Annotated in this window: 12 protein-coding genes; 5 read left to right on the top strand and 7 right to left on the bottom strand. The window is 74.6% G+C overall.

Annotated elements, in window-relative coordinates:
• Positions 1-82 precede the first annotated feature (82 nt).
• Positions 83-2,479: a malto-oligosyltrehalose synthase gene (gene treY, locus GA0115234_RS16150; protein ID WP_093542187.1), complete on the top strand. Its 2,397-nt coding sequence runs from the start codon at positions 83-85 to the stop codon at positions 2,477-2,479.
• Here the strand turns inward: treY and GA0115234_RS16155 are convergent.
• On the bottom strand, positions 2,439-3,470 hold the full coding sequence (locus GA0115234_RS16155; RefSeq protein WP_093542421.1) for a cytochrome P450: 1,032 nt from the start codon (positions 3,468-3,470) through the stop codon (positions 2,439-2,441). The genes treY and GA0115234_RS16155 overlap by 41 nt on opposite strands.
• Positions 3,471-3,704: 234 nt before the next feature.
• Entirely contained in the window at positions 3,705-4,277 is a 573-nt protein-coding gene (locus GA0115234_RS16160) for a DUF1707 and FHA domain-containing protein (protein WP_093542189.1), read from the bottom strand.
• A 240-nt stretch (positions 4,278-4,517) separates the two neighbouring features.
• Between GA0115234_RS16160 and GA0115234_RS16165 the strand changes: the two genes are divergently transcribed.
• Positions 4,518-5,471 (top strand): GNAT family N-acetyltransferase, encoded by a 954-nt coding sequence (locus tag GA0115234_RS16165; protein ID WP_093542191.1) that lies wholly within the window; start codon positions 4,518-4,520, stop codon positions 5,469-5,471.
• A gap of 22 nt (positions 5,472-5,493) precedes the next feature.
• Here GA0115234_RS16165 and GA0115234_RS16170 read toward each other — a convergent pair whose 3' ends face one another.
• Together GA0115234_RS16170 and GA0115234_RS16175 are read right to left on the bottom strand one after the other, a co-directional pair.
• A complete protein-coding gene (locus tag GA0115234_RS16170) occupies positions 5,494-6,573 on the bottom strand; it encodes an alpha-L-fucosidase (protein ID WP_093542193.1) in 1,080 nt (359 codons plus the stop codon).
• Between the two features lie 34 nt (positions 6,574-6,607).
• Positions 6,608-7,975, bottom strand: coding sequence for a GH1 family beta-glucosidase (locus tag GA0115234_RS16175; protein ID WP_093542195.1), 1,368 nt, complete (start codon positions 7,973-7,975; stop codon positions 6,608-6,610).
• A gap of 182 nt (positions 7,976-8,157) precedes the next feature.
• On the opposite strand from GA0115234_RS16175, the gene treZ reads away from it, so the two are divergent.
• Positions 8,158-9,939 (top strand): malto-oligosyltrehalose trehalohydrolase, encoded by a 1,782-nt coding sequence (gene treZ / locus GA0115234_RS16180; RefSeq protein WP_093542197.1) that lies wholly within the window; start codon positions 8,158-8,160, stop codon positions 9,937-9,939.
• A 73-nt stretch (positions 9,940-10,012) separates the two neighbouring features.
• Here treZ and GA0115234_RS16185 read toward each other — a convergent pair whose 3' ends face one another.
• The 3 genes from GA0115234_RS16185 to GA0115234_RS16195 form a co-directional block, all read right to left on the bottom strand.
• Positions 10,013-11,140: a M24 family metallopeptidase gene (locus GA0115234_RS16185; protein ID WP_093542199.1), complete on the bottom strand. Its 1,128-nt coding sequence runs from the start codon at positions 11,138-11,140 to the stop codon at positions 10,013-10,015.
• Between the two features lie 77 nt (positions 11,141-11,217).
• Positions 11,218-11,877, bottom strand: coding sequence for a LuxR C-terminal-related transcriptional regulator (locus tag GA0115234_RS16190; protein WP_093542201.1), 660 nt, complete (start codon positions 11,875-11,877; stop codon positions 11,218-11,220).
• Positions 11,865-13,175: a sensor histidine kinase gene (locus tag GA0115234_RS16195; protein ID WP_093542202.1), complete on the bottom strand. Its 1,311-nt coding sequence runs from the start codon at positions 13,173-13,175 to the stop codon at positions 11,865-11,867. The genes GA0115234_RS16190 and GA0115234_RS16195 overlap by 13 nt, the downstream gene beginning before the upstream one ends.
• Positions 13,176-13,344: 169 nt before the next feature.
• Between GA0115234_RS16195 and GA0115234_RS16200 the strand changes: the two genes are divergently transcribed.
• Positions 13,345-14,061 (top strand): ABC transporter ATP-binding protein, encoded by a 717-nt coding sequence (locus GA0115234_RS16200; RefSeq protein ID WP_093542204.1) that lies wholly within the window; start codon positions 13,345-13,347, stop codon positions 14,059-14,061.
• Entirely contained in the window at positions 14,058-16,745 is a 2,688-nt protein-coding gene (locus GA0115234_RS16205) for an ABC transporter permease (protein ID WP_093542206.1), read from the top strand. The genes GA0115234_RS16200 and GA0115234_RS16205 overlap by 4 nt, the downstream gene beginning before the upstream one ends.
• Positions 16,746-16,762: the final 17 nt, after the last annotated feature.

The following is a 16,762-nucleotide window of genomic DNA, read 5'->3' on the forward strand; positions in this document are numbered from 1 at the left end:
CGGCCGCCGGGGCACACCGCCGGTCGAGCCCTTTGCGGCGTTCCGTGACACAGAAGCCGCCAGGCTGGGTACGAACGTCCGCATGACGCCCACCGCCACCTACCGCCTCCAGCTCCAGCCCGGCTTCCCGTTCTCGGCCGCCGGACACGCCGTGCCGTATCTCGCCGCGCTCGGCGTCTCTCATCTGCACCTGTCGCCGGTCCTGGAGGCCGTGCCCGGCTCCCGGCACGGCTACGACGTCGTCGACCACGGCCGCGTCCGCGCCGAGCTCGGCGGTGAGGAGGGGCTGCGGGAGCTGGCCCGCACGGCGCGTGAGCACGGTCTCGGGCTGATCGTGGACATCGTGCCGAACCACATGGCCGCCGTCCCCCGCCACAACCACGCGCTGCGGGAGGTACTGCGCGAGGGTCCCGGGTCCCCGTACGCCCGCTGGTTCGACATCGACTGGGCGGCGGGCGGCGGCAAGGTGCTGCTGCCGGTGCTCGGCGGCCGGATCGGCGAGGAAATGGACCGGCTCCGGGTGGACGGGGACGTGCTGCGCCACGGCGAGCAGGAGTTCCCGCTGCGGACCGGCACGGCCGGGCTGCCGCTGCCCGAGCTGCTGGAGGCCCAGCACTACCGGCTGGGCTGGTGGCGGCTGGCCCGTACCGAGCTGAACTACCGGCGGTTCTTCACGATCTCGGAGCTCATCGGGGTGCGGGTGGAGGACCCCGAGGTCTTCGCCGCCACCCACGGCAAGATCCTCGAACTGGTCCGGGACGGTGTCGTCGACGGTCTGCGCATCGACCACCCGGACGGGCTGGCCGACCCCGCGGCCTATCTGGCGCGGCTCTCGGCGGCGACCGGCGGGCGGTGGACGGTGGTGGAGAAGATCCTCACCGGCGACGAACGGCTGCCCGCGGACTGGGCCGTCGCGGGAACCACCGGGTACGACGTGCTGCACCGGATCGACGGGCTGTTCGTCGACCCGATGGGCGCCGCCGAGCTGGTCGGCCGCTACCGGGAGTACGCGGGGCCCGCCGGTGACCGAGGGGGCTACTGGACGTCGACCGTCCGCCGTGCCGCGTACCGGGTGGTGACGCATGAACTGGCCGCCGAGACCGAGCTGCTGACCCGGCTCGCGGCACGGATCTGCGCGGCGGACCCAGCGCTGCGCGACCACGCCCCGTGGACGCTGCACGCCGCGGTGCGCGAACTGCTCGTGCGGGTGCCCGTCTACCGCCCGTACGCGACGGCGGGCGGGCCCCGCACGCGGACGGCGGAGGAGACCCTGCCGGACTCGACCGTCCGGGACGCGAAGGCGGCGTTCGCCGTCGCGGAGGAGGCGTCGGCCGTCGATGTGGTCCGGGAGCTGGCGCTGGGGCGGCTGGGCGAGGGGCCCGAGCGGGCCGCGTTCTGCGCCCGGTTCGCGCAGACCGCATCCGCGCTGCGCGCCAAGTCGGTCGAGGACACCGCGTTCTACCGGTACGTTCCGCTGGTCTCGGCGAACGAGGTGGGCGGCGATCCCGGACAGCCCGCGGTGACCCCGGAGGGGTTCCACGCGTTCTGCGCCCGGCTGGCTCGCGACTGGCCGGCCACCGGCACGGCGCTGACCACCCACGACACCAAGCGGAGCGCCGATGTACGGGCCCGGATCGCGGTGCTGACGGAGTGCCCGGAGTCGTGGTCCGGGCTGCTGACGGAGCTGGAGCGGGCGACCCCGGCCACCGCTCCCGACGCGCAGCTCGCCTGGCAGGCCTGGCAGACGGCCGTGGGCTGCGCGCGGCTGCCGGGCGGCGAGATGGCGGGCCGGCTGGAGCCGGCGCTGTTGAAGGCGGTCCGCGAGGCGGGGCTCTTCACCAGCTGGACCGAGTCCGATCCGGCGTACGAGCGGGCGGTGACGGACTTCGTCGCGGCCGGTCCGGCCGCGGGCGGCGGTCCGGTGCGCGAGACGCTGGAGCGGTTCGCGCACACGCTCGATCCGTATGTGCGGGCCAATGTGCTGGGTGCGGCGCTGGTGCATCTGACGATGCCGGGGGTGCCGGATCTGTACCAGGGCACGGAGCGGGAGTACCTGGCCCTGGTCGACCCGGACAACCGGCGTCCGTTCCGCACGCCGTCCGGGGACGCGGCCTCCGGCGAGAAGGGCGAGCTCACGGCGGTCGCCCTGCGGCTGCGGCGCGACCGGCCGGAGGTGTTCGGCGAGTCCGGTACGTATGCCCCGCTGGACGCCCGGGGCCCGGCGGCCGCGCACTGTCTGGCGTTCTGCCGCTCCGGCGAGGTGGTCACCGCGGTGACCAGGCTGTCGTTGCGGCTGGCCGAGTCGGGCGGCTGGCACGACACGGAACTGACGCTGCCGGACGACGGGCCGTGGACCGATCTGCTGGCCCCCGGCCGGGAGTTCGCCGGGGGTTCGGTCGCGCTCGCCGAGCTCTTCGCCGGACGGCCGGTGGCGCTGCTCAGCCGGGCCGGACGAGAAGGGCCCGCGGACCACGGGTGAGCAGCCCGGTGCCCGCCGGGCGGAATCCGTCCGCCCAGCGGAGACGGGGCATCGCGTCGAGCAGCGCGCCCAGCCCCTGCCCTGCCTCCAGCCTGCCGAGCAGGACGGCCGGGCAGGACGCGGGGCCGGTGAGGGACCGGCCCTGGTCGCGGCGGAAGGGATCGAAGCGGTCGGGGGCGGCGAACCGTTCCGGATCGCGGCCGGCCGAGCCGATCAGACAGGCCACGTCCGCCCCGGCGGGCAGGGTGCCGCCGCTGAGGGTGACCTCGGTGACGGTGCGGCGCAGCACCACCTGGACCGGCGGGTCGCGGCGCAGCGACTCCGTCCAGGCCCGGTCGGCCAGGGCGGGTTCGACGCGCAGGGCGGCGAGCAGGTCGGGGTCGTCCAGCACATTGGCGAGGAACGAGGCGAGGGCGGTCTCGCGGAGGGCGGTGTACCGGGTGCAGGGCAGGGCGGCGCCGCCCGCGGGGGTGCCGGACGGCCGGAGGACGTACGGGCGGGGGCTCGTGCCGGTGGTCGCGCCGACGGGCAGCCAGCGGCAGAACTCCTCGACGAGGTCGGCCTGTTGGCGCCCCGCGATCCGGCGTGCCAGCACGTACGCGGTCCGTTCGATCCGTGCGGCCAGGTGACGCGGTATCGGACCGGGGGCGGCCGCGTGGTGCTTCCGGGGTGCGCAGCGGGGGCCGCCGTGGCAGAGGCCGAGCGGGGCGGGGCCGCCCCGGGGCGCGGTGTCGTGCGGGAGGCCGGTGAACCGGGGGTCGGTGAGGGCCGTGGCCACGTCCGCGTACCGGCTGACCAGCCAGGCGCCCAGGGGCACGTCGTAGCTGAGCGGGTATGCCTCGCGCAGGACGCGGTAGAGCCGGTAGGGGTCGTGCGCCGCGCCGGGTGCGAGCAGGCTGGGGCCGGTGCTCCGGCGGGGGCCGCGCGCCGGTCGGCCGGTCCGGCGGCCGAGGTCCGGTGCGGGTATGCCTTCCGGCGCGTCGGCCTGCATCGGGTACCCCCGGGGCGTCAGGGCGCCGGTGTGCGGCGCGGTTTCCCACCAGGGGATCACCGGCGGGGGCGTCGCGCAGTCGGCGTACGGCTGTCCGGGTGACCACGGTACGCCCGGACGGGGGGTCCCGGTCGGGGGTCCCGGTCGGCCGGCGGCCGGGGTCTCAGTCCGCCGGCGTCCGGGGGCGGAACGGCCGGACGGTCCCGAGCAGGTCCGTGAACGCGGCGGCGCCGGTCAGCCCGACGCGGGCGGTCCGGGGACGGGCGTGGAGAGCCGGAAGCTCATCCGGCCGAAGCTCACCTGGTCCCCGTCGCGGACCGGGACGGTGCCGATGACCCGCTGGCCGTTGACGCAGGTGCCGTTGGTCGAGCCGAGGTCGCGCAGCAGCCAGCTGCCGCCCCGCACGGTGAGTTCCGCGTGCATCCGGGAGACGGTCTCGTGGCTGAGCCGCAGTCCGTTGCCGGGATCGCGGCCGATCAGCAGGGGGTGCGGGCTCGGCGCGGGGAGCAGGAGCTTCGGGAGCCGCTCGGTCTGCCAGACCCGGCGTACCCGGCCGGGGAATCCGGACACCCCGCCCACCACCCGGAGTATCCGCCGTGACCAGCGGCCCTCGCCCTCCAGGTCGGCGGTGAGGGCGTCCAGTTCATCGGAGCGCCGGGCGGTGAGGGCCAGTTCCATGCGCCGCATGAAGGTGTCGTGGGACAGCCTTCCCTGTGCCGCGCCGTCTCTGAGCACGCCGAGCACACGGTCGCGCTGGGCGTCGGACAGCCGCGCGGGATACGTGTGGGACTCGAAGGAGGACGTCACGCGCCCAATTGTCGGTCCGACCGCCCCGGAGTGTCCAGAACGGGCCCGTACTCTCCCCGGCCGACGCTCCCGTTCCGCCCTCGCTCCCCGCCCCGGCCCACGCCCGTACCCTCCCCGGCCCGCTCGGAACGCCTGCCGCGGATATCCCCGCGCACGGCCGCGGAGACGTTGCTACTGTCTGCCGCCGCGGGCCGCCCGGCACCCACCGGGCGGCTCTCCCGAGCACCTCAAGGAGCTTGTGTGACCCATGCACCACAGGAACTGACCATCCGTCCGCTCGTCGGCCCACAGGAGCTCGGGCTCTTCCGGCAGCTGTCGTACACCCTCGATCACGAGTTCGCCGACGACCTGGCGAGCGGGCGTCGCCGGCCCGAGTGGATGTGGGTGGCGATGCGCGGCAAGCAGGTGGTGGCGCGCATCGCGTGGTGGAGCCAGGACGGAGCGGCGCCGCTGCTCCTCGACGTGTTCGACCTGGACGACACGTTGCCCGAGCCCGGACGCGGTGAGGCGGGCCTGAAGCTGCTGGAGGCGGCGACCGCCGCGGTCGTGCCCGCCGGTGCCCCGCGCCCCGAGTACGGACGCTTCGTCCCGGCCGACTGGCGCGAGGACCCGGCCGTCCGCGAGGTCGTCGAGGCCCGGATCCGGGTCATGGAGCGCTCCGGTGCGCGGATGCTGGTCGAGCGGCTCCGGCTGGAGTGGCGGCGCGGCACTGCGGTCCCCGCCGGCAGCGGCCGCCTCCGGTTCCGCCAGGTCGAGGGCCGCGAGGATCTCCTCGCGCTGATGGCCCCGGTGATGGAGGGCACCCTCGACGCCCACGGGCAGGCCGACCTCGCGTCCGGGCTCAGTGCCCGCGAGGCCGCCGAGAAGCAGTACGACGAGGAGCTGGTGTCGTACCGGACGCCGCGCGAGTGGTGGCGGATCGCCGAACTCCCGGACGGGGAACCGGTCGGATTCGTGATCCCGGCGCGCAACAGCTACAACCCGATCATCGCCTACATCGGTGTGCTGCCCGCCCGGCGCGGCCACGGCCACATCGACGACATCCTCGCCGAGGGGACCAGGGTGCTGGCCGCGCAGGAGGGTGTGGAGCGGATCCGGGCCGCCACCGACCTCGGCAACGTCCCGATGGCCAGGTCCTTCGCACGCCTCGGGTATGTGAACTTCGAGCGCTCCTTCGACATGGTCTGGGACTGATCCCGGACCACCGGCCCGTCGGTCACGGCGACCGCTCCCCCGCGGGTCCGGGGGTGAGTTCCGCCAGCCACCGCAGGCGGAGCCACTGCTCGGCGGGGATCGTCGCGTCCTCGCCGCGCGGCGCCACGTCGAGCAGCAGACCGCCGTCCCCGTCCGCCGACTCCCTTACCAGCGACTCCAGTTCCTCGCGGCCGGGGTACGTCCCGGGCGGGGCGTCACGGTTGTAGCCGAGGGCGGAGCCGGTGCGGCGGGCGTGTTCCGGGGTGCGGAGACCGGGGCACGGGCCGGGGCCCCCGCCCCGGGCGGCGGTGCGGCGTTCCCAACTGCCGTACAGGGCCCTGGCGCCGGGCAGCCGCAGCGCGCGTCGCACCGGTGCGTACGGGGAGAGCTGGTCGTTGACGACGCCGTGCGGGACGGCGAAGCGGTAGTACTCCAGGAGCCGTTGCGCCTCGGTGGGCGAGCCGGGCCAGGCGAGGTCGTTCCAGAGGAGGTCGGGGCGGTACCGGCGGATCAGTTCGCGCATCTGGGCGCCCGCGTACGCGGGGTAGCCGCCGCGCGGGACGGCCGCGACGGCGTCCGCGCCGGTTCCTATGGGCCGGTCGTCGAAACTCCAGTCGAGTCCGCCGGAGTAGGAGAGACCGAGGCGGAGCCCCTCGGCCCGTACGGCTTCGGCGAATTCACCGACGACGTCCCGTGCGGTGTGCCAGCGGGCGCGGTGCGGATGGGCGGCGTCGGAGGGCCAGAGACAGAAGCCGTCGTGGTGCTTGGCGACGAGGACGGCGTAGCGGGCTCCCGCGGCGCGGAAGCCGCGGGCCCACTCGGTGGGGTCCCAGCTCTCCAGGGCGTCGTTGAAGTCGCCCCCGAAGGCGGCGTAGGGGCGGGTGCCGTGGGTCGCGCGGTGGTGGGCGGATACGGGGCTGTCGGGGAACCGGAGCGCGTTCTCGTACCACGCGGCGTACGGTGCCCAGCCGAGCGGCGACCGGCGCCCGGCCAGGGGGAGTTCGGCCGCCGGGACGTGGGGCGGGGCCCAGCCCGGTACGGAGGCGGGCGTCCAGTGCACAAAGATCCCCAGTCCGGCCCGGGACCACCATGAAGCAACCATGCCGCGAAGTATGGATCACACCGCGCGCCGCCCGTCAGGCCGGTGTGCCGGGCCGTCCCGCCTTCTGCGCGCGGATCAGTTCGCGGTACCAGGCATAGGAGTCCTTGGGCGTCCGGCGCAGTGTCTCGTAGTCGATGTGGACGAGGCCGAAGCGCTTGCTGGCGCCCTCGATCCATTCGACGTTGTCGGTGAGCGACCAGGTGAAGTAGCCCCGCACGTCGACTCCCGCGTCGATGGCCGTACGCAGGGCCTTCAGATGCCCTTCGAGGTAGGCGATCCGGCGGCTGTCCTCGGCGGGCTCGTCGACGGCGCAGCCGTTCTCGGTGATGTAGAGCGGGGGCAGCCGGTCGCCGTAGCGGGTGTGGAGCTGGACGAGGGTTTCGCGCAGGCCGTCGGGGACGACGGGCCAGCCGAAGTCGGTCTTCTCGTATCCCTCTATCTCGCGGATGCCGAAGGGGAGTTCGGGCGGCATCCGGAAGCCGGAGAAGGTCTCCGGAGCGCTGGTGTCGGGGGCGCCGACGAGGGTGGGGTTGTAGTAGTTGACGCCGTACCAGTCGATCGGGGTGGAGATGGTCGCGAGGTCGTCCTGGACCGGGCCGGGCATCAGCGCGGCGAAGTTCTCGTCGGGGTAGCGGCCGGTGAGGAGGGGGTCGGCGAACAGCCAGTTGGTGACGGTGTCGTACAGCTCCGCGCCGAAGCGGTCCTCGTCGCTGTCGCCGGCGGTCCAGACGGGGGTGTGCGAGACGGCGATGCCGATGTTGTCCGCGCCCGCACCGCGCAGTGCGCGCACGGCCAGGCCGTGTGCGAGGAGCTGGTGGTGGGCGGCGGGCAGGGCGTCGAAGAGGAGGGCGCGACCCGGCGCGTGCTCGCCGAGGGCGTAGCCGAGCATCGTCACCTCGGCCGGTTCGTTGATGGTGATCCACATCGGTACGCGGTCGGCGAGGCGCTCGGCGACGATGCCCGCGTACTCGGCGAAGCGGTAGGCGGTGTCCCGGTTGAGCCAGCCGCCCTCCTCGTCCAGCGGCAGCGGGGTGTCCCAGTGGTAGAGGGTGGGGGCCGGGGTGATGCCGTGGGCGCAGAGCTCGTCGACGAGGCGGTCGTAGAAGTCGAGCCCCTGCGGATTGACCGGTCCGCTGCCGCCGGGCACCACGCGCGGCCAGCTGACGGAGAACCGGAAGGCGTCGGCGCCGAGGCCGGCCAGCAGCGCGACGTCCTCGCGGTAGTGCTGGTGGAAGCCGGTCCCGCGGGTGGTGTCGGTGCCGTCCTTGATCCGTCCGGGCTGCGCGGCGAAGGCGTCCCAGCCGGAGGGGCCCTTGCCGTCGGTGTCGGCGGCCCCCTCGGTCTGGAAGGCGGACGCGGAGGCTCCCCAGAGGAAGCCGGGTGGGAACGACGGCACGGTCATCTCGGCCTCCACAGCCGTAAGAGGGAGTGCGTATTGATGCGTATTGAGCGGAACCTGACGGGGCAATGATCAGAACCAGACCTTAATCGCCGGTAACGGGCCCGATCCAGTGCCGTGAGCCGGTGATCGCGGCTGCTGCCGGCGGCGGGGGCACGGGGGCGAGGAGACGAGGAGCGTTTTGCATGCTGTTCGAGGTATGGGCACCGGAGGCGGACTCGGTGGGACTGCGGCTGTCGGGCGAGCTGCGGGAGATGGGACGTGATCCCGGGCGGGACGGCTGGTGGACGGCCGAGGCGGAGGCGTCGGACGGGGACCGTTACGGCTTCGTCCTGGACGGGGGCGAGGGGGACGGTGCCGGCGCGCGGGTGCGCCCCGATCCGCGTTCACGCCGCCAGCCGGACGGGCCGGACGGCGAGAGCGCCGTCGTCGACCACTCCTTGTTCGAGTGGCGCGCCGACTGGCCGGGCCGGGGGCTTCCGGGCGCCGTCCTGTACGAGCTGCACATCGGCACGTACACCGAGGAGGGCACCTTCGACGCGGCGGCGGCCCGGCTCGGGCACCTGGCCGGGCTCGGCGTCACCCATGTGTCGCTGATGCCGGTCTGCCCGTTCCCCGGCACCCACGGGTGGGGGTACGAGGGGGTGTCGCTCTGGGCCGTGCACGAACCGTACGGCGGGCCGGAGGGGCTCAAGCGCTTCGTGGACAGGGCGCACGGTCTCGGGCTCGCGGTCCTGCTGGACGTGGTCCACAACCATCTCGGCCCGTCCGGCAACCACCTCCCGGCCTTCGGCCCGTACTTCACCGAGACCCATCGCACGCCGTGGGGCGCGGCGGTCAATCTCGACGCCCCCGGCTCGGACGAGGTGCGGGCGTTCCTGCTGGGCAGCGCGCTCGCCTGGCTGCGGGACTACCGGCTGGACGGGCTGCGGCTGGACGCGGTGCACGCCCTGGCCGACGGGCGGGCGCTGACCTTCCTGGAGGAGCTGTCCACGGCGGCCGACGCGCTCGCGGCCGAACTGGGCCGTCCGCTCCCGCTGATCGCCGAGTCCGACCTCTGCGACCCGCGGACCACGGCCCCGCGCGCGTCGGGCGGCCTCGGCCTGCACGCCCAGTGGAACGACGACTTCCACCACGCCCTGCACACCGCCCTCACCGGCGAGTCCCAGGGCTACTACGCGGATTTCGCCGCAGCGCCGCTGGCCGCCGTCGCCAAGACCGTGACCAGCGCGTTCTTCCACAACGGCACCTACTCCAGCTTCCGGGGCCGCACCCACGGCCGCCCCGTCGACATCGCCCGCACCCCGGCCCACCGCTTCGTCGGCTACGCGCAGACCCACGACCAGATCGGCAACCGGGCCCTGGGCGACCGGCTCTCCGCCACGCTCTCCCCCGGGCTGCTTGCCTGCGCCGCGGCCCTCGTCCTGACCGGGCCCTTCACCCCGATGCTGTTCATGGGCGAGGAGTGGGGCGCGCGCACCCCCTGGCAGTTCTTCACCGACCACACCGATCCGGAGCTCGCCGAGGCGGTCCGCAACGGCCGGCGGCGGGAGTTCGCGGCGCACGGCTGGGCGGCGGACGACGTTCCCGACCCGCAGGACCCGGCCACCCGGAACCGCTCCTGTCTGGACTGGAGCGAACCCTCGCGGGAGCCGCACGCCCGGCTGCACGCCTGGTACCGGGAGCTGATCGCGCTGCGCCGCGCCCTGCCCGACCTCCACGACCCGGACCTGGCGTCGGTCCGCACCGCCCACGACGAGGAGGCGCGCTGGCTGGCGTACCGCAGGGGCGACCTGCGGATCGCGGTGAACCTCGGCGGGCAGCCGGCCACGATCCCGCTGGGCGGCGGGCGGCGCCGGGGCGGCGAGGACCGGGTGGTGGCGGCGTGGGAGCCGGTGGAGGCCCCGGGCGCCGACGGGCTGCTGCGGCTGCCGCCGGAGTCGTGCGTGGTGCTGGCCGACGGCTGAAGGGCCGGGGCGGGGGCGGCGCGGATGCGGCTCGGACCCGCCCGCGTCCGCCCCTGGAACCCCCGTGTTCCGGCTACTCGACGATCGCCAGCTCGCGCGCGGTGGTGTTGAGGCGTCGGCCGCCGTCCTCGGTCACGGTCACGATGTCCTCGATCCGCACCCCGAACCGGCCCGGCAGATAGATGCCCGGCTCCACCGAGAAACACATCCCGGGCACCAGCGGCTGCTCCTCGCCCTCGATCATGTAGGGCGGTTCGTGGGTGGTGACGCCGATGCCGTGACCGGTGCGGTGGATGAAGCGTTCGCCGTAGCCGAACTCGGTGATCACCGCGCGGGCCGCGCGGTCGATCTCCTGGCAGGCGACGCCCGGCCGGACCGCGTTGCAGCCCGCCTCCTGCGCCTCCCGCACGATGTCGTGGACCCGCTGTTCCTCGGCGGTGGGTTCACCGACGTGGACCGTACGGGAGGTGTCCGAGCCGTAACCGTGCTTGAGGCCGCCGAAGTCGAGCACGACCATGTCGCCCCGCTCGATGGTGCGGTCACCGGCCTCGTGGTGCGGGTTGGCGCCGTTGGGGCCGGAGCCGACGACCGTGAAGTCGACCTGGGAGTGCCCGAACCGCCTCAGCAGCTCGGCCAGTTCGGCGGCGATGTCGGTCTCCTTGCGCCCGGAGAAGCGCACCTTGAGGATCTCGCCGTACGTGGCGTCGGCGGCGGCCCCGGCGGCCGCGAGCCGCTCCAGCTCATGGGCGTCCTTCACCGCGCGCAGCATCGGCAGCGCCTCGGTGAGGGAGGCGTAGGAGGTGTCCGGCAGCGTGCGCTGGAGCCCGAGCAGATGCATCGCCCAGGCGTTGTCGCTGATCCCGAACCGGCCCCGGCCGTCGAGCAGGGGTGCGGTGACGGCATAGGGGTCCTTGCCGTCGGTCCAGTCCCGGAGGGTGAGGGCCGGGGCGCCGACGGCCTTCTCGGCGTCGGGGGCCTCCAGCGTCGGGACGACGAGGACCGGGTCCTGACCGGGGGTGAGGACGAGGACGGTGAGGCGTTCGGTGTTCACCGGCCGGTAGCCCGTGAGGTACACCAGATCGGGTCCGGGCGCTACCAGTACACCCGCGAGTCCGGCCTCGGCGGCGGTGTCGGCCGCGCGCTTCATCCGGGCCCGGTAGTCGTCGGCGGTGAACGGTGCGGGCTGGTTCTGGCTGGACATGCGGGACCTCCTGGCGACGCGACACGGCACACAGCATCCTGCCTGTCCGGGCCGGTCGACGCGAGCGGGGCGCGGGATCAGCGGGCTCCCTTGCCCTCCAGATAGGCCAGCACCGCGAGGACCCGTCGGTGCACCGTGCCGTCGTCGGGTTCCAGGCCGAGCTTGGCGAAGATGGAGCCGATGTGCTTGCTCACCGCCCGTTCCGTCACGACCAGTTCGGCGGCGATGGTGCCGTTCGCCTTGCCCTGCGCCATCAGTTCCAGGACTTCGCGCTCGCGCGGGGTGAGGCTCCGCAGCGGCTCGGCCGACGACTTGCGGGTGAGCAGCTGGGTCACGACCTCGGGGTCGAGCGCCGTGCCGCCGCCCGCCACCCGCTCCAGTGCCTGGAGGAACTGGTCGACCCGGCCGATCCGGTCCTTCAGGAGGTAGCCGATGCCCTGCGCGCCCCGGGCGAGCAGTTCGGCGGCGTATGTCTCCTCCACGTACTGCGAGAGCACCAGGATCGGCAGCTCGGGCAGTTCCGCGCGGGCGGCGAGCGCGGCGCGCAGCCCCTCGTCGCGGAAGGTGGGCGGAAGCCGTACGTCGAGCACGGCGGCGTCCGGGCGGTGTTCCAGCAGGGCGGGCAGCACCTCGGGCCCGGTCGCCGCGTCGGCCACCACCTCATGGCCCGAGCTGGTGAGCAGCAGGATCAGGCCCTCCCGCAACAGCGCGTTGTCCTCGGCGATCACGATCCGCACGGCAGCTCCACTTCGATGTCCGTCGGCCCCCCGAGGGGGCTGCTGATGCGGGTGGTGCCGTCCAGTGCGGCGATCCGCCGCCGGATGCCGACCAGCCCGCTGCCGGACCCACCCGGGTCCGCGGCCCGCGCGGGCCGGGGGCTCGGGCCGCCGCCGTCGGTGGAGAGCTTCTCCGGGGTGCCGCCGTACTGTTCGCCCGCGCCGCCGCGCCCATTGTCGCTGATGGTCACCCGCAGGCTGCCGGGGGTACGGCCGATGCTCACGGTGGCGGCCGTCGCGCCGCTGTGCTTGCTGATGTTGGTGAGTGCCTCGGCGATGACGAAGTAGGCGGCGGCCTCGATCGCGGCCGGAAGCCGCCGGCCGTCCTCGACCCCGTCCAGCTCCGCGGTGACGGGCACGCCCGCGTCGGCGGCCAGGGCCCGGACGGCGCCCGCCAGTCCGCGGTCCGTCAGCACCGGCGGGTGGATGCCGCGCACCACGTGGCGCAGTTCCGCGAGGGCCGCCTCCGCACCGTCCTGCGCCTCGTCCAGCCGGACGCGCGCGGCGGCCGGGTCGCTGTCGAGGAGTTGTCGGGCCAGGCCGATGCGCAGCGACAGGGCGACGATCCTGGCCTGGGCGCCGTCGTGCAGATCGCGTTCGATGCGGCGCAGTTCGGCGCCGTGCGCCTCGACCGCACCGGCCCGGCTCTCGGTCAGCTGGGTGATCCGTTCGGCCAGCGCGGCCGAGGGCGAGGTGGTGAGCAGGGACCGGGTCCATTGCGCGGACAGGTCCGCGAGGACGCCGTGCCAGCGCAGCACCCAGCCCTGCCGCTCGGGCGGCGGTGTGCCGTACTCGTCGGCGGCCCGCCGGTCCAGCAGCCGCACGACCGACAGCCCGGCCCCGTCCACCAGGAGCCCGACCGGCCACAGCACCATCGCGAGGTAGCCGAGGGCATTGCCCATGAGCGCCTGGAGGGGCAGCCAGAGCGCGTCGCGCCAGACCGTGGGGTCGGTGAGCACCCGCCGGACCCGCTCGGAGAGTTCGTCGCTGTCCAGCGGCGGATACGGCGTCGGTGCGAACGGGATGCCCAGTCGCGCCGACGCCCTGCGCCGCTCGGACTCCGCGAACCGGCGCAGCACCTTGGCGGCCTCCGGCAGCGCCGGCAGCCCGATGATCACGGCGGCGAACAGCAGGACCGCCACCACCAGGAACGTGGCCACATAGGAGAGCAGCGCGACCCCGATACCGATGCCGAGATAGCGCGAGGCGTCCCATGAGCGCCGGATGGCGGCGGTCAGCGGGGCGGGAGTGGTGCTCATGACGCTTCACGTTACGGGGGCGCGCCCGCCGCCGGAGTGGCGCCCTCTCCCGGGCCGGGGTGGAGCTGGCTGCACCCCTGTTCCGGGTTCGTGCACCCTCGCCCGGCCGGTCTCCGGTTCGTAGCGTTCAACCAGGTCAGAAGGTACGCGGCGGGGTGGAGAAGGAACGGTGGAGACCACGGTGGGCACGATCACGGCGGTGCGGGCGGCCGCGCTGAGGCTGGAGTCGGTGAGCCGGCGTCATGGCCGGCGCGGCCGGGAGACGACGGCGCTCGACGCGGTCAGCTGCGAGGTCCCGGCCGGGAGCTTCACCGCGGTGGTGGGCCCTTCCGGCTCGGGCAAGAGCACGTTCCTCCAGTGTGCGGCGGGGCTGGACCGTCCGACGTCGGGCACGGTACGGATCGGGACCACCGATCTCGGTTCGCTCTCGGAGGCCGCGCTGACCCGGTTGCGGCGGGACCGGATCGGCTTCGTCTTCCAGTCGCACGCCCTCAATCTGGTGCCTTCGCTGAGCATCGAGGAGAACGTGGTGCTGCCGTTGGTGCTGGCGGGCGCCGATCCGGCGGACGAGCGGGTGCTGGTCCGGGGGCGGGACCTGCTGGCCCGGGTCGGGCTGGCGGGCCGCGGTGCGCAGGGTCCCTCGACGCTCTCCGGCGGGCAGCAGCAGCGGGTCGCGGTGGCAAGGGCGTTGGTGACCGGACCCGAGGTGATCTTCGCGGACGAGCCGACCGCCTCCCTGGACCCGGAGTCGGCGTCGCTGGTCCTCGGTCTGCTGCGGGACGCGGTGCGGATCGACGGCCGTACGGTCGTGATGGTCACCCATGATCCGGTGGCGGCGGGCTGGGCGGACACCGTGCTGACGATGGACGGCGGTCGGCTGCGATGAGCCGGAACGAGGACGGCACGAAGAGCAGGAAGAACAGGAGGAAGGGGAACGACGCAAGCGGGACCGGCGGCGGCCGGGCGGCGCGGTCCGGGGCGGACGTGCGGTTCGGTGTGCGGCGGGCGTCGGCGTTTCTCGCCCGGCGTTCGCTGCGGGCCCATCGCCGGGCCTGGGGCGCGGTGTTCGCCGCGACGGCGGCGGCGTCCGCACTGATCGGCGCCTTCGCCCTCGTCGTCGGTTCGCTGCTGCTGGCGCAGCCGCCGGTGGAGCGCTACGCGGGGGCCGACGCGGTGGTGACGGCCGACCAGGAGGTGACGTACACCGCGAAGCCGTGGGGCAGCAAACCGAAGACCACGTCGACGTATCTGCCGGAACGGGTACGGCTCGACCGTGCCCTGGTGGCGAAGGCGGCCGCCGCGCGCGGGGTCGCGAAGGCCGTCGCGGACGATGCGGTGCCGCTGACCGTGGGCGGCCGGGGCGGCGCGGCTCCGGGCCTCGGCCGTTCCTGGGCGGCCGCCGCGCTCACCCCGTACCGGCTGACGGACGGGCACGCGCCCGGATCCGCCACCGAGGTGGTCCTCGACGGCGCGCTGGCGGCCGCCACCGGAAGCAGGACCGGTGGCCGGGTGACCCTGCAGGTCGACGGGGCTCCCCGGACGTACACCGTCAGCGGTGTCGCCGAGCGCGGCCACCGGGACGGCTCCCCCGCCGTCTTCCTCACCGAGCGACACCTCACCGCCCTGGCCGGGCACCCCGGCACGGTCGACGCGGTCGGCGTCATCGCCGGCCAGGGGGTGTCCGCCGACGCGCTGCGGGCCTCACTGGAGAGGGCGCTGCCCGACCGGGCCCATGGCGACCGCGGGGTCCGGGTGCTCACCGGCCCGGAGCGCGGGCAGGCCGAGCACCCGGACGCGCTCGGCGCCCGCGGTGATCTGCTGCCGATGCTCGCCTCCATCACGGGGACGGTCTTCATGGTGGCGCTCCTGGTGATCGCGACCACCCTCTCCCAGGCGGTCCACCAGCGCTCCGGTGAACTGGCGCTGCTGCGTGCCGTCGGGGCGACGCCCCGGCAGCTGAGATCGGCCGTCGGCCGCGAGGTGAGCCGGGTGGCCGGTGCGGCGGCGGTGCTGGGCGGGGTCGGCGCCGTACCGCTGGGGCTGCTGATGCGGTCGCTCCTGACGACGGATCCGCTGCCGCTGCCGGTACCGGTGTGGCTGCCGTTCGCCGCGGGTGCCGCCGCCGCGTCGGTCGTCGCGCTCACCGCCCGTCCGGTGTCGTTGCTCGCGGCCCGGTCCATCACCGGGCTGCGGCCCGCCGCCGCACTGGGCGCGGCCCGTGCGCCCGAGCCGGGCGAGCCGGGCAGGGTGCGCACCGTCGCCGGGGCGGTGCTGGCCGTGGCGGGTGTCGGTGCGGCCGGTACGGCGACGGCGCAGGGCGGGCAGGCCGCCGCGCTGGCCGCTTCGGGGGCGGCGACCTCGCTGATCATCGCCGTGGCGCTGCTCGGTCCGTGGATCGCCCGGGGGGCGACGCGGGTCCTCGGTGCTCCGGTGCGGCGGGCCGGTGGGGTCTCCGGCTTCCTCGCCGCCAAGTCCGCCGACGCGCACCACCGGCGCCTCGGTGCGGCGATCACCCCGATCGTGCTGGTCGTCGCGTTCGTCTGCGTACAGCTGGCTGCGGGCTCGACGCTGGAGCGGGCCGCCGACCGGCAGGCCGCCGACGCGCTCCGGGCCGACCTGGTGGTGACGGGCCCGGCCTCCGGGCTGCCGGCCGGTGCGGCTCCGGCCGTGCGCGGGGCGGCGGGGGTGGCTGCGGCGACCGGGGTGCTGCGCTCCGGTGTCGTCCTCGCGCACCGGGAGATGGGCGATCCGAAGCTGGACCGGTTCCCGGTGCTGGGGGTGACGGCGGACCAGCTGTCCGGCACGCTCGATCCGCGGGTCACCTCGGGCGATCTGGCGGACCTCACCGGCACGGGCACGGTGGCGGTCGGCGAGGACCGGGCCGACGCGCTCGATGTCGGTCCCGGTGACACGGTGGAGCTCCGGCTCGGCGACGGCGCCGAGGTACGGCTGCGCGTGGTGGCGCTCTACGAACGGGCGTTGGGGCTCGGCGAGTTCATGCTGCCGCGCGAGGCGCTGGCCGGACATGTCTCGGCCCCCCGCGACCAGCGGATCCTGATCCGCTCGGCGGACGGCGCCACGGCCTCCGCCACCGCCGCCTCGGTCCGGCGGGCGCTCACCGCCTACACGGGGGTGCGGGTCCGTGCCGCGACGGCCGACGACATTCGGATCGCACCGTCGTCGTCGGACCAGGACGACGCGATGGTCGTCATCGGGGTCGGGGTGATCGGTGGTTTCGCGCTGCTCGCGGTGGTCAGCACCCTGTCCCTGATCACGGTGGGCCGTCGCCCCGAGTTCCGGCTGCTGCGGATGGTCGGCGCGGGCCGCCGCCAGGTGCGGCGGATGCTGGTGCTGGAGACGGGGCTGGTGACGGTGGCCGGACTGGCGATCGGCACGCTGGTCGCGGCGATCCCGCTGCTGGCGTTCGCGGTGTCGGTGACCGGTTCGCTGCCGTATCTGCCGGCGGCGCGGTACGGGGTGCTCGCCCTGGCCGTGGCGGTCGCGGCGGGGGCGGGGACGCTGTGGCCGGCGTCGTCCGGCGGCCGGTTCGCCCTGGGGCACCGGTCCTGATCCGGCCTGATCCGCAC

Source organism: Streptomyces sp. DvalAA-43, assembly GCF_900091725.1.
Taxonomy (GTDB): Bacteria; Actinomycetota; Actinomycetes; order Streptomycetales; family Streptomycetaceae; genus Streptomyces; species Streptomyces pulveraceus.